Below are 13,034 nucleotides of genomic sequence, written 5' to 3'. Positions count from 1 at the left end.
ATCGCGGGAGCGGCCATGGCGTTCTCCAGTGTCTTCGTCATCAGCAACAGCCTCCGGCTGCGCGGTTTCGCGCCGCTGAAGGGCAACGAGGACACGCCCGACGCCTCCGCGCTCCCCGCCTCCGGCCGCCGGGAGTCCTCCCTCGCGGCCTGAGCCGCCGCACACGCCCGGTGCCCCGGACCCGCCGGTCCGGGGCACCGCGCCGTTCCGGCGGTCGTTCTTCTGAGGTGCGGCGGGGGCGGGCCCGGGGCACCGGGGTGTCCGTGACCGCTGGGATACTCCCCGCATGCCTCATCCACTCCCTCCTCTCCCGCAGCACGCCTCGGAGTCGACGCTCTACTCCGACTGGGTCCGCCTCAACGACCCCGCCAACGAACAGGCGGCCGCGGAGTTCCTCGACAAGCTGCCGCAGTCCCCGCGCAAGCTCGCCGGGGACCTGAACTGGATCGAGTCCCGCGCCTCCCGGGTCGGGCTCCCCCTGGACCATCTGCCGTGGCTGTGGGACACCATCGGCCACCGGCTGGCCCCGCAGCACCCCCGCCGGGCCGGGGCCGCGTACACGGCGGCCCGGGAGGCCGAGGCGCGGCACCGGCTCCCGGTGTCGAAGGTGCACGCGGTCGAGAACGCGCTGCTGTTCACCCGGTACGGCGCCCTGCCCGCCAAGGAGGTCCGCCTCCACTGGGACCGGCTGACCGGGCTGTTCCCGGCGGAGGAGGCGTACCGGGAGTTCCTGCGGTTCCTCCAGGGCTGGGCGCGGGGGCAGGACGGCCTGCCCGCCGACCTCGTCACCCGGCTGCGGGCGGCGGCCGCGCACGCCGGCCTGGGACCCGACGAGGTCGGCCGCGCCCTGGGCCGGATCCTCACCGAGCGCGCCCCGGGGGCCGGGGCCTCCGACAGGCTCCTGGACGCCGCGGCGAAGGTGTTCGCCGAGCACCCGCCGGAGGAGGGCGCCCGGGCCGCCCTGGTGAACCTGTTCCCCCAGGCCACGACCGACGGCGGCGCCTGGCTGCGACTGCTGGACTCCCTCGGGCTGATCGACGACCTGGTGGACGGGAGGATCGTGCCCGCGGGCGGGTACGCGGACTGGCTCTCCGCCTTCCCGCGCCGGTACTCCCAGGTCAAGGACGGCCGGTACATGAAGATCCAGCCGATGGCGCCGGAGCTGCACGCGCTGGTCCCGCGCATCGCCGACCGGGTCCGCGCCGGGGGCGGGCGGGTCAGGCTGGACGCGGGCCGGTGGAGGCCCACCCTGGACCTCGGGTTCGCCGACGCCTGCCTGGCCGCCGGGCTGCCCGTGGCCGACCCCGGCCCGAGGGTGGAGCTCCGCTCCCGGATCAGCGGACCGCTGGAGGCGGTGGCGGCCGACCCGCGGTTCGCCCGCTTCCGTCCGGCTCCGAAGGCCCCCGCACCGGAGCCCGCACCGAAGTCCGCACCGGCCGCTCCCGGCGACGTCCCCGGCCTGGCACCGGAGACCGCGCAGGCCCTGGACGCCCACATGGAACGGCTCACCGAGGGCACACCGCTCGCGGCCGAGGCGGCGGTGGCCGCCGTGGAGAAGATGCTCGGCCACGGGAACGCCCTGGCCCTGGCCCGGGCGGGCCGGTACCTGGACGGCCCCGACCTGTCCGGGCCGCTGGCCCGCGCCCTGCGGTTCGGCGTCCCCGCGGAGTACACCTGGCCCGCCTTCGAGGAGGCCGTCGCGGAGTTCGCCGCGGCGGAGGAGCCCCTGCTGGGGATGACCTCCAGCTGGCCGGTGCTCACCCTCTACGGGCGGTCCCTGGCCGTCGCCGTCGACCACCGGGGGGTGCGGGCCCGCGTCTCGTTCACGATCCCGGCGGAGGCGTCGCGGTTCGCCGTCCACCACGTCGGGGACGACCTCCTGGTCACCTGGCACGACGGCGACGACGACGCGGACCACCGCTCGGCGTTCTGGTGCTCGGACCCCGGGCGCGTCCTCACCGGGGTCCGGCCCGGTGACGTCCCCTCCCCCGGCGGACGTTTCAGCGACGCCCTCGGCTTCAGCTTCGGCGGGGACCGGGGCCGCCATGGGGGCGACCGCCTGGTGCGGCCGGGCGACCCCGAGGGGGTGGGCCGCTCGGAGGACCTGCTGAGCGACGGTGAGCGGCTGTGGCGCCACCTGTACGTGCGCAAGGCCGACGACCCGCCCTTCGAGGAGCTCGACCCGGTCGACGGGACCCCGACGGGCGTGCACTCCCGCCCCGGGTTCCTCGTCGGCACCGATGCCGGGAAGGACTCCCGGCTGGGGCGGTGCAGCCTGGCTCCGCTGCCCGAGGGCGTCACGGACTCACCGCTGGGCGCGGTGGACGGCGTCGTCGGGTTCCGCCTGCGCGAGGCCGTCGGCGAGGGGTCCGGGAAGAAGTCCCGGACCACCGTCGTCGAAGGGGTCGACGGGCGCAGGGCCACGACGGGTCACAGGTACACCTCCAAATCCTGGGGCGTCCTCCGTATGCCCGGGGGCGGCGACGGTCTGCTGGTGGAGGAGTGGAAGAGCCGCGTGCGCGTTCTGCGCTGCCTGACGACCGAGGGCGACGAGCCGTGGTGGGAGGTGTGGTGCCTCCCCGGCCACGACCCGGACGGACCGGGCGACGGCGGCGGCCGCATGCTGTTCCCCCCGCCCGCGTTCTGGCACTTCCTGGTGCCCCGGGACGCGGAGGGCTCCAGGGCGCTGCGCGGGGCGGACGCCGCGCTGGCCCGCGGGCTCCTCGATGCCGCCGGGAGCACCGGGGACGCCGCCGCGGTGCGCGACGCCGTGGCCCGGCTGCTCCCCGGGGTCACCGACGACCGGCTCGTCGACGGCCCCGGCGGAATCGTGGAGACCGTGCTGCACGCGGCCGGGGTGCGCGGGCGCCGGGAGCGGGCGACCCGCTTCCTCTCCTCGATCGAGACCGCGAAGGTGGTGGCACCGTCCGCCACGACCGACGGGGAACTGGGCCGGGCCCTGCACGGCCTCACTCCGCTGGCGCTCTCCAAGGGGTCCGGCGCCGCCACCCTCACGGCCGTGGCCGCCGACGGGGCCTTCCTGCGCGGGGACATCACCGACGCGACCCGCCGGGTCTCCCCGCCCGCACCGCCCGTCCACTGGCCCGACCTGCTGGTCCGGGTGGACGCCGCCCTGTGGAGGCTGGCGACCACGACCGACGAGGAGGCCCGGCGGACACTCACCGACCTGCTCCGCACCTGGGCGGGCCTGCCCTTCGCCGAGCCCGGCACCCGGTGGCGGCGGGGACTGGCCCGGGGCGGCGCACTGGAGCCGCTGGTAGCGGTGGGACAGGCGATCATCACCGGAAAGCGCGTACAGACGTCCTGGAGTTCCTCCGTCCACCCCGCCCCGGAACCGGGCGAGATCCCGCACCCCCGTGAGTGGTACTACTTCGTGCAGCCGGACTCCGCGCCCGCCCCCGAAGAGGCCGACGGCGTGGACACGGTGACCGTCGGCCCCGACCGGGCCGCGCGCATCCGGCGCCTGCTGGAGCTCCTCGATGAGCGGGGGCCGACCCGGGCCGGGGACGCGGCGGTGCGCGCGTTCGTCGGCCGGACCGGGGCCCTGGAGCCCCTCACCGTGCTCGTGCTGAACGGGCGCCTGGGGCTCCCGGACGCCAGGCCCGGCGGCGCCAAGGCGCGGACGAGCCTGGCCGGGGAGTACGACCGGGTGGTCAGGACCCTGGGCCCGGACGGCCTGACCCGGCTGCTGGGCGCTGCTCTACCTGAGGATCCGGCCGACCTGTGGGAGCCGGACGGGGACGTGCGCGCCGCCGAGCGGGCGGCCGCGGTGTGGGCGGAACTGGTCGGGGTGCGCCCCGTGCTCGACGCGGAGGCCGTCGCCCTGCTCGACAAGGAGCTCAAGCTGGGTGCGCAGTGGGCGGAGACGCTCATGGACCCGTCCTCCTCCGACTTCTGCACCCGGGACCTGAATCGCGTCATCGCCGAGGACGAGGGACCGTACAGCAACCCCTCCCTGTTCTCCGTGTCGGAGGACGGGCTGCCGGACCGCAAGATCTACCACTACGACCCGGTCACCTGCTACCCGTACCGGGTGGCGACCTCGCTCGTGGCGTGGCCGTCCGCCCGGCTCCCGGTGGGCCACCCGTGTGCCGCCGGGGTGCCGGAGCTGCACCGCCGGCTGGTCGACCGGATGCGGGCCCCGGGGCTGCTGGTGCCGGTGGGCTCCTACGCCGACCTCGGCGACATTCTCCCGCTGCTGGAGGCGACCGGGTACGAGCGGCTGCCCTACCGGCTGCACCGGACCCGCGACCCCGAACGGCGGATCCCCGAGATCCTGGGCGGGCCGCTGCTCGTCATGGCGGCCGGACGAACACACTGGGGGCACGTCTACGTGCGTCCCGCCGGGTTCTTCGAGCCCGGGGTGTACGAGGCGACGGAGAAGGCCCTGGTCGCGCGCGACTTCAAGGATCCCGAGGACAAGGCGTCGCTGCTGGTGGAGCTGCGCGGCCTCAGGGAGGTCTGCGTCGGGTCGCTGGGCCGCATGGCCGCGCGGACCGCGGACACCCCCGTTCCGGCCGGCGGGTACGAGGCCGACCCGCGGCTGAGCGTTCCGGAGCTGGTGGAGGAGGCCGCCGCCGCGCTGGACACCGACGCCGACGCGGCCGCGCTGTACCTCCAGCTGCTCACCCTGTCCCGGCCCACCGACCAGAACGTGCGCCGGTGGAACGGCTGGTCGGCGGCCCGGCACAAGAAGACGGCCGCACGGCTGCTGGAGACGGGCGCGGTCGACCTGGGCAAGCGGCCCCGGGCCGGGCGGACCCTGTTCGCGCAGGACGGGTGGGTGGCGCCCAAGGCGCCGGACCTGCCGGTGGAGGCCGCCAAGCTGGAAACCCACTTCGCGGTGCTCTCCGACAAGAAGGTGCTGGTCTCCCCGACCTCCGGGCAGCTCCCGATCGCCCCGCTGCACGAGATGTTCGAGGCGGCCTGGCGCTCCCGGGAGGCGGACGGCTGAGCCGCGGGCCGGTGGTGCGCGCCGCGCACCACCGGCCCGCCGTCGGCGGCCCGCGCCGTCAGCGGCGGCGTTCGGGGAGCCGGCCCAGCACGGCCTTCTGCAGCGCCTCCAGCGGCCCGAGCCGGAACCGGCGCAGCCACAGGGTGGACCAGGCCAGGAGCAGTGCGGCGACCGCCGCCCACAGCCCCATCACCCACCACGGGCCGGTCCCGTCCAGCCGGGCGGCCAGGCCCAGGCCGACGCCGTAGCAGGCGAGCATGCACAGGAGGTTCTGCGCCACGTACCCGCTCATCGCCATGCGGCCCAGGGAGGACAGGGACACGATCCCCCACCCGGCCGGGTCGGCCCGGTCCACCAGCCACCCGATGGCGCCGACCAGGCCCAGGGCCACGACGGGGGCGGCGACGTAGCGGTCCACGAAGAACAGGTCGGCCCCGCCCAGGGCGGTCGCGATGTTGAGCGGGACGCCCACGCCCAGGCCCCAGGCCAGCAGGCGGCCGCGCAGCCGACGTCCGGCGGCGTCGCCGCCGAAGGCGCCGGCCCGGAACAGGCGCACGCCCAGCAGGAACATGAAGACCATGAAGGCGAACGTGATGATCGGCTCCGAGCGCATCGCCAGCGCGTTGTCCAGGCGGAACGCGATCTGTTCGAGGTAGCCGCCGTGCGCGTACAGGTCCACGACGTCGGCCGGGACCCCGCCGTCGGCGGACTGCTCGCCCGGCTGCGGGAAGAGCGTGTACGCGGCGGTGAGCAGGCCGACCACGGCCAGGTGCAGCACGAGGCAGGTCCACATGACCGCGTTCTGGGCCCGTTGTGACCGGGTGAGCAGCCAGGCCACCAGCAGGGAGGTCACGGCGTAGCCCATGAGGACGTCGGCGGCGAACACCAGGGTGAAGTGCACCAGGCCCTCGGTGAACAGGAACAGCGCCCGCCACTTGTAGGGGCCGGGCCAGCGGCCGCCCTTCTTCGCCGCGGACCGGAACTGGATGGCCAGGCCCACCCCGAAGAGGAGGGTGAGCAGCGCCAGGAACTTGCCGTTGGACAGCAGCAGGAAGACGCCCTCGGCGACGGTCGCCGGGGAGGGGTCGGCCAGCGCCGCCTCCAGCGGGCTGAGCGAGGCGGTGAAGAGCATGTTGGCCTCGCCGCCGGGTGCGGCGAACAGCCACACGTTGGTGGCGAGGGTGCCCAGGATCGCGACGCCGCGCAGGACGTCGAGCAGGGGCAGGCGGCGGGACGCGGCCGCAGGGGCACCGGGTGCGGCGGGGGCCGCCGGGGTGTCGGGTGCTCGGGTCTCGTCGGTGTGACCGGTCAAGGTCGTGGCCTCCGTGTCGGGATCATCGGTGATCAAGGGGTCCGGGGGCTCTCAGGGGCCGTGAAGAGCCGGTCGAGGTGGGTGGTGAGGGCGGTACGGATCGCCTCAGCGGTGAAGGGCTCGGCGGTGACGAGGTGGTGCAGGGTCAGGCCGTCGACGCAGGCGATCAGGGCGACCGCCTCCGCCCGGGGGTCGCGGTCGGCGGGGAGCTCCCCCTCCCTCACTGCGATCTCCAGCGCCTCGGTGAGCGCGTCGGCGAGGGTCCGGGTGGTCTCGCGGTGCATCCGCAGCATCTCGGGGTCGGCCAGGGCCGCCGGGAGGAACTCCAGCCAGACGGTCAGCTCGCGGACGCGCTCGTCGTCCAGGGGCAGCAGCGTCTCTGTGGCGCGGTCGAGCCAGTCGCGCACCGAGGAGACCGGTCCGTCGGAGACCTCCTGCAACCGCTGCTCGGCCCGGTGGTACATGTGCTCCACGCCGAACCGCAGCAGCTGCGCCTTGGAGCGGAAGTAGCGCTGCACCAGGCCGACGGACACCCCGGCGTGGTCGGCGACGTCGGCGAGGGTGGTCCGGGCCAGGCCCCGCTCCCCCACCACCGCCATGAGCGCTTCGGCGACCTGTCGTCGCCTCTGTTCGTGATCCGCGGTCCGTGCCATGAAAAAATAATACCGCACTATTTTTATGGGGCAAGGGGTGGCCCCGGGTGCGGCCGGGTCCGGCCGCGCCCGGGGCGGGAGGCCTCAGCCGGCCTCCATCAAGCGGTTCAGCAGCGGCCCGAACTCGTCGTCGGAGGTGTACAGGGACACCGACCGGTCCCCGTGGTCGACCTTCACCCCCACCGGGCGCAGGTCGGGCACCCCGGCCTCGGCCCGCTCGGCGGAGTCCGGGTGCCACCAGAACAGCTGGGCGCTGATCGGCTTCTCCGCGTCGGCGACGAAGCGCTCGGCCAGCTCCTGGAGGCGTTCCATCGCCATGATCGGGTGGCCCTTGCCCAGCGGGTGCGCCAGCACCACCTCGCGCACCGGGAAGGCCACCAGCGCGCCGTGGGGCGCCTCCCCCAGGAAGCGGGAGAGCACGTGGGCCTGGGCGGCGGTGTAGGGCTGGGCCCCGCCGATGTGGATGATGGCCGCGCCGCCGAGGTCGACCTCGCTCGCCTCCACCTCCTCGGCGACCGAGGCGGCCACCGCCTGCGTGAAGGCCTGCTCCGGCGTGAGGTCCATCGACTCCAGCGCGGACCGGTTCAGCGGCTGCACGCTGTCGGGCGTGTCGATGACCACCGTCTCGCGCAGGCCCTCGGCGAAGTCGCGGTACAGCAGGGTGTCCCACACCTCCTGCGGGAGGGCGTCGGCCGGGTAGACGCGGGAGCGCAGCCGCCCGGCGGAGTCCGCGTTCTGCGGGGCGATCTGCCGGATCTGCCCGGCGAGGGCCTCCGCGTAGGGGCCCGCCCGGTCGAAGGCCGCGTCGACGGAGGCGTCCTCCAGCCCCTCCAGGTACCGGCTGACGTCGGTGCGGACCGAGCCCTGGGGGGTCTCCACCTCCAGGACGTTCGGGAACAGGAACCTGGCGCGCAGGCCCAGCTGTTCGAGCACGGCCAGGAGGGCGCCGCGGGCGTGGTCGGAGGTGCGGGGCGGGTAGTGGGTGCCCAGGGCGACGCCGCGTTCGCGGAAGCCCCGCATCAGCGCGAGGACGACCTGCGAGGCCAGCTCCGGGTACTGCTCGCCGGGGTACTCGCGGGCGCTCCGGACCGCCTCGGCGTAGTCGTTGAGGAAGGGCTCGGCCTCGGGGAGGTGGATCAGCACCTCGGTGGAAGAACGCCGCTCCGCGGTGATCTCCGCGCGCGCGAACGCCTCCACGATCAAGGCGACCAGATCGGGGCGGGGACCGCCGGGACTCTGTGTGTCGGACATGCGCTGTGTGACTCCTCGGTGACCGGTGTGGTTCGGGCGGCCGGTGTTCCGTGTCCGAGTCTGGTGCATGGCGGTGACGGACCGCACCCCGGAGCGGCCGTGCGCGCCGCGCGTGCTCTCATACCCGTATGCCCTCCGACCCCCGCCCCTCCCGCCGGAGCCGCCGCGCCTTCCTCGCGCTGGGCGGCGGCGCCCTGCTGGCCGCCACCGCCTCCTCCGCCGTCCCGCCCCCGGAATGGGACGTGGCGGTGGTCGGGGCGGGGCCGGCCGGGCTGGCCGCCGCGCGCAACCTGTACGACCACGGCCTGCGTGTGGTGGTGCTGGAGGCCCGCGGCCGGGTGGGCGGCCAGGTGTTCACCGACCGGTCCCTGGCGCCGGTGGCGGTGGAGCTGGGCGCCGGGCTGATCCACGGGGCGGACGCCTCCACCTGGGAGCTGGTGGCCGAGACCGGGGCGCGTACCGTGCGGATGCGCTCGGACCGGCCGGCGCCGCCGCCCCTGGACCTGCCCCGGGGGCCGCGCGAGGACGAGGACGCCGCCGCCTACCTGCGCAGGCTGGGGGTGCCCGAGTCGCTGTGGCCGCCGGTGGAGGTCGACGGAGAGCCCCTGGAGCGGTGGAGCGCGCGGTGGGTGCACGACACCGGGGTGCTCGACTGGTGGAGCGCGCCGCGGGAGGACTTCCGGGTGCCGGACGGGTACGACCGGCTGCTGGAACCGCTGGCGGCGGGCCCGGTGATCGCGCTGCGCAGCCCGGTCCGGCTCGTGCGGCGCGGACCGGCCGGGGTGGAGATCGGTGTGGCCGGGCGGAGGCGCCCCGTCCGGGCCCGCCGGTGCGTGCTGGCGCTGCCCGTCGGGGTGCTGCGGTCGGGGTCGGTGCGGTTCGAGCCCGCGCTGCCCGCCGGCCACCGGGACGCGGCGGCGGCGCTGGAGGCCACCGACGCCGTCAAGCTGGTGTACCGGTTCGACCGGCCGGTCCTGCCCGCCGGCCGGGACACGCTGGAGGGGGACGGCGCGGTGGTCTGGAGCGTGGCGCGCGCCCCGGAGACGGTGTCGGTGTGGGCCGCCGGGGACCGGGCCCGCGACCTGCTGGCCCGCCCGGGCCCCGACCGGTTCGCCGAGGGGCTGCGGATGCTGGCGTCCGCGGTGGGCGGCGCGGTGCCGGACCCCGTGGGGAGGATCACGCACGACTGGGCGGCGGACGAGTACAGCCGGGGCGCGTACCTGCACGTCCCGCCGGGGGCGCACGACGCGCCCGCGGCGCTGGGCGAACCGGTGGACCGGACCCTGTTCTTCGCGGGGGAGGCGGTCACGGGGGAGAACACCGTGGACGGCGCCTACGACAGCGGCTACGCGGTCTCCGACGACCTGCTGTCCGACCGCTGAGCCCGTCCCGCCGCCGGACCGGGCCCCGGAGGCACCCGGGAGAGAACGGGGCGACCTGTGGACAACGCCCCCTTACCTGGGCTTTGTGGTGGAATTGTGCGGAGCCGTGGAACCGTCTCGCCTTCCCCGAGTCCGTTCCCGGCACCGACCAGAGCACATCCAACACGAGGGGGGTTGCCCGATGACCGATCGCGCGTACGTGATCGCGGGTTCGGAGGCCACGGGGGGCGCCGGGATCCAGGCCGACCTGAAGGCGTTCCAGGAGCTGGGCGTCTACGGGATGGGGACGATCACCTGCATCGTCTCCTTCGACCCGAAGAACGGCTGGGGGCACCGGTTCGTGCCGGTCGACCCGCAGGTCATCGCCGACCAGATCGAGGCGGCCACGGCCTGCCACGACCTGGACGTGGTGAAGATCGGGATGCTCGGCACCCCCGACACCATCGACGTGGTCGCGCAGGGCCTGCGCGAGCGGGACTGGCGGCACGTGGTGCTGGACCCGGTCCTGATCTGCAAGGGCCAGGAGCCGGGCGCGGCGCTGGACACCGACAAGGCGCTCACCGAGAAGGTCCTGCCGCTGGCGACGGTGATCACGCCCAACCACTTCGAGGCGATGACGCTGTCGGGCATGGAGAGCATCGACACCGTCGACGACCTCGTCGAGGCGGCCCGGCGCATCCACGACCTGGGGCCCTCGCACGTGATCGCCAAGGGCGGCGTGGAGCTGCCCGGCCCCGACGCCGTCGACGTGCACTTCGACGGCGAGGAGGTGACCGTGCTGCGCGCCCCCAAGATCGGGCAGGAGCGGGTGAGCGGCGCGGGCTGCACCTTCGCCGCCGCGATCACGGCGGAGCTGGCCAAGGGCGCCGAGGTGGGCGCGGCCGCGGCCACCGCCAAGGAGATGGTGCGCCGGGGCATCGAGCAGAGGCTGACCACGCACGCCCCCTTCGCCTCGGTCACCACCCGCTCCCCACGCTGACCCGTCCGGGGCGTGGGCCCTCGGGGCACCCGGCACCCGGGCCTTCGGAATGCCGAACGGCCCGGGCCGCCCTCCGGCCGGGGCGGCGGTCAGGCGGGGGTGAGGTGGAGCAGGAGCACCTGGCCGGGGGTGAGGTTGGGCAACTGGACGCCGGACCGCTCCAGGACGCGGCCGGAGGCGACCGCCTCCCCGCGGGCGGACCACTCCGGCACGGCGCGCTGCATGGTGGCGGGCCATCCCGTGTCCTGGCGCCACCGCAGGCGGTAGCGCAGGTCCGGGCGCAGTCCCGGCAGGCGGACCCGGCCCGGGTGGGTGCGGACCGAGGAGGTGAGGCGGGCGTAGCGGAAGACGGCCTGCGCGCCGTCGCGGGCGACGACACCGTCGAGCTGTTCGGCGGGGTCGGGGTCGTCCGCGCGGACGAGGTCCCCGGTGTGCAGCAGCGGGCGCAGCTCCCGGTACAGGGCGGTCCAGCGGGCCAGCACGTCCAGCTCCTCCTCGGTGCAGGCGGAGATGTCCCACTCGATGCCGGGGTGGCCGATGAGCGCGGTCAGGCAGCGCGTCGCCAGGTCGGTGGCGCGGCCGGTGGTGTGCGACACCGGCCCGCCCACGTGGCCGCCGACCAGCTCCGGGGGGAGCAGCAGGCCCGTCCAGCGCTGGATCGCCAGCCGCTCCAGCGGGTCGTTGACGTCGGAGGCCCACACCCGGTCGGTGCGCTCCAGCACGCCCAGGTCCACCCGGCCGCCGCCGGAGGAGCACGACTCGACCTCCAGTCCGGGGTGGCGGGCGCGCAGCCGGTCCAGCAGCGCGTACACGGCGGCGGTCTGGCGGTGCACGCCCGCGCCGCCGGTAGGACCGTGCACGGCCTCCAACAGGTCGCGGTTGTGGTCCCACTTGAGGTGGTCGGGCCGGTACTCCGCGACCAGCGCGTCCAGCCGTTCCAGCAGGTACGCGGCGACCTCGGGGCGGCCCAGGTCGAGCACGTGCTGGCCGCGGCCGGTGGGCGGCCGGTGGTCGGCGGGGCCCAGGATCCAGTCGGGGTGCGCCCGGAACAGGTCGGAGTCGGGGTTGACCATCTCCGGCTCCACCCACAGCCCCACCTGCATGCCCAGCGCGCGCACGTGGTCGAACAGCGGGTGCAGCCCGTCCGGCCACACGTCGGGGTCCACGGTCCAGTCACCCAGGCCCGCCGTGTCGTCGCGGCGGCCGCGGAACCATCCGTCGTCGAGGACGAAGCGCTCCACGCCGACGCGGGCGGCGGTGTCGGCGAGCGCCTTGAGCTTGTCGAGGCGGTGGTCGAAGTAGACGGCCTCCCAGGTGTTGAGCACCACCGGCCGCGGCGTCGCCGGGTGGTGGGGGCGGGCGCGCAGCCACCGGTGGACGCGCGCCGACATGCCGTCCAGCCCCCGGTCCGACCAGGAGAAGCACACCCAGGGGGTGCCGTACGACTCGCCCGGGGCCAGGCGCACCTCGCCGGGGTGCAGGAGTTCTCCGCCGCCGAGCACGGCGTCGGCCTGCCCGGCCCCCTCGGGCAGGCGTTCGGCCAGGTGGACGTGGTCGCCGCTCCAGGCGACGTGCACGCCCCAGACCTCACCCCGGCGGAAGCCGAAGCCGGGGGTCCCGGCGACCAGGAACAGCGGGGCGTCGTGGCCGGTGCGCCCGCGGCGGGACGCCCGCAGCAGGGTCCCCTGGGCGAGGTCCCGGCGCTGGGGCGCGCGTTCGCGGCACCACCGCCCGGTGGGGTCGAGCACCTCCTCGGCCTCCCGGGGCAGCGGCAGGAACACGTGGAGGGCGGCCGGGGTCCACACGTCATCGCCGGTGTTGGTCGCCTCCAGCCGCACCCGGAGCAGCCCGTCGGCCTCCATCCGCAGTTCGCCGCGCAGCCCGAGTCCCGCGGCCGGCGCCTCGGCGGTGAACACCAGCACCCCGCCGGTGCCGGCCGGGGAGTCCGGCAGCGGGTCCACGACGACCTCGCGGACCAGCCAGCGGGGGTGTGAGGCCCGGCCCTCGCGGTGCCCGGACAGCCCGGGGTGCCCGGACCAGCCCTCCCCCTGGCCGGGGACCAGCGACAGCGGGAAGGCGGCGTCGACGGTGTTGTGCGGGACGGCCGGGCCGGACAGCGCGGCCAGCCCGGCGGTGTCGGGCAGGTCGGCGCCCCAGTGCAGAACGTACGGCAGGCCCGTGTCGGGCACGCCCAGCACCAGCGCGGTCCCCGCCGCGGCCAGTCGGACGGTCGGGACGTCGGGGGCGATGGCGGGGGCGGTCGGCGCTCCCGGCTGCTGCGGCACGGGCGGTCCTCCGGGGGTCGCTGGGGCGGCCCCCACATGCTCGGTTCCGGGTTCGCCGGCTGTCAATACACCGGCCGACACGATCCAACGCCTTCCGACACAAAGCGGGGCCGTGGAGCGTTCTCTCCCCCGTTGTTGACACTTCGACGGCCCATGGTCCACAGTTCCCAACGGGATCGAACATTTTCCACCGGCCG

Annotated in this window: 7 protein-coding genes; 3 read left to right on the top strand and 4 right to left on the bottom strand. The window is 75.4% G+C overall.

Translation table 11 applies throughout. The features are described from left to right. Window positions 1–286 precede the first annotated feature (286 nt). Entirely contained in the window at window positions 287–4,975 is a 4,689-nt protein-coding gene (locus ABZ249_RS28005; protein WP_355268799.1) for a hypothetical protein, read from the top strand. 58 nt (window positions 4,976–5,033) lie between these two features. Here ABZ249_RS28005 and ABZ249_RS28000 read toward each other — a convergent pair whose 3' ends face one another. The 3 genes from ABZ249_RS28000 to ABZ249_RS27990 form a co-directional block, all read right to left on the bottom strand. After that, the gene (locus ABZ249_RS28000) at window positions 5,034–6,200 is read right to left on the bottom strand and encodes a DUF418 domain-containing protein (protein ID WP_355268809.1); all 1,167 of its coding nucleotides are present in this window, start codon (window positions 6,198–6,200) and stop codon (window positions 5,034–5,036) included. A 119-nt stretch (window positions 6,201–6,319) separates the two neighbouring features. Continuing rightward, window positions 6,320–6,940: a TetR family transcriptional regulator C-terminal domain-containing protein gene (locus tag ABZ249_RS27995; protein ID WP_355268797.1), complete on the bottom strand. Its 621-nt coding sequence runs from the start codon at window positions 6,938–6,940 to the stop codon at window positions 6,320–6,322. An 84-nt stretch (window positions 6,941–7,024) separates the two neighbouring features. After that, the gene (locus tag ABZ249_RS27990; protein ID WP_355268795.1) at window positions 7,025–8,191 is read right to left on the bottom strand and encodes a hypothetical protein; all 1,167 of its coding nucleotides are present in this window, start codon (window positions 8,189–8,191) and stop codon (window positions 7,025–7,027) included. 128 nt (window positions 8,192–8,319) lie between these two features. On the opposite strand from ABZ249_RS27990, the gene ABZ249_RS27985 reads away from it, so the two are divergent. Both ABZ249_RS27985 and thiD read left to right on the top strand, forming a co-directional pair. After that, window positions 8,320–9,573: an NAD(P)/FAD-dependent oxidoreductase gene (locus ABZ249_RS27985; protein WP_355268793.1), complete on the top strand. Its 1,254-nt coding sequence runs from the start codon at window positions 8,320–8,322 to the stop codon at window positions 9,571–9,573. Between the two features lie 181 nt (window positions 9,574–9,754). Then, complete coding sequence (gene thiD / locus ABZ249_RS27980; protein ID WP_355268791.1) at window positions 9,755–10,552, top strand: bifunctional hydroxymethylpyrimidine kinase/phosphomethylpyrimidine kinase; 798 nt, start codon at window positions 9,755–9,757, stop codon at window positions 10,550–10,552. Window positions 10,553–10,641: 89 nt separating this feature from the next. On the opposite strand, the gene ABZ249_RS27975 is transcribed toward thiD, so the two are convergent. Next, window positions 10,642–12,837 carry an alpha-galactosidase gene (locus tag ABZ249_RS27975; protein ID WP_355268789.1) on the bottom strand — a complete coding sequence of 732 codons (2,196 nt, stop codon included), beginning with the start codon at window positions 12,835–12,837 and terminating at the stop codon, window positions 10,642–10,644. Window positions 12,838–13,034: the final 197 nt, after the last annotated feature.

Source organism: Nocardiopsis sp. NPDC006139 (assembly GCF_040614155.1).
Classification (GTDB): domain Bacteria; phylum Actinomycetota; class Actinomycetes; order Streptosporangiales; family Streptosporangiaceae; genus Nocardiopsis; species Nocardiopsis changdeensis.
This window is presented reverse-complemented; position numbering and strand designations above follow the sequence as displayed.

Coding starts and splice junctions, on each gene's coding strand:
- ABZ249_RS28005 (WP_355268799.1), top strand. CDS start 287: ATGCCTCATCCACTCCCTCCTCTCCCGCAGCACGCCTCGGAGTCGACG.
- ABZ249_RS27995 (WP_355268797.1), bottom strand. CDS start 6,940: ATGGCACGGACCGCGGATCACGAACAGAGGCGACGACAGGTCGCCGAA.
- ABZ249_RS27990 (WP_355268795.1), bottom strand. CDS start 8,191: ATGTCCGACACACAGAGTCCCGGCGGTCCCCGCCCCGATCTGGTCGCC.
- ABZ249_RS27985 (WP_355268793.1), top strand. CDS start 8,320: ATGCCCTCCGACCCCCGCCCCTCCCGCCGGAGCCGCCGCGCCTTCCTC.
- thiD (WP_355268791.1), top strand. CDS start 9,755: ATGACCGATCGCGCGTACGTGATCGCGGGTTCGGAGGCCACGGGGGGC.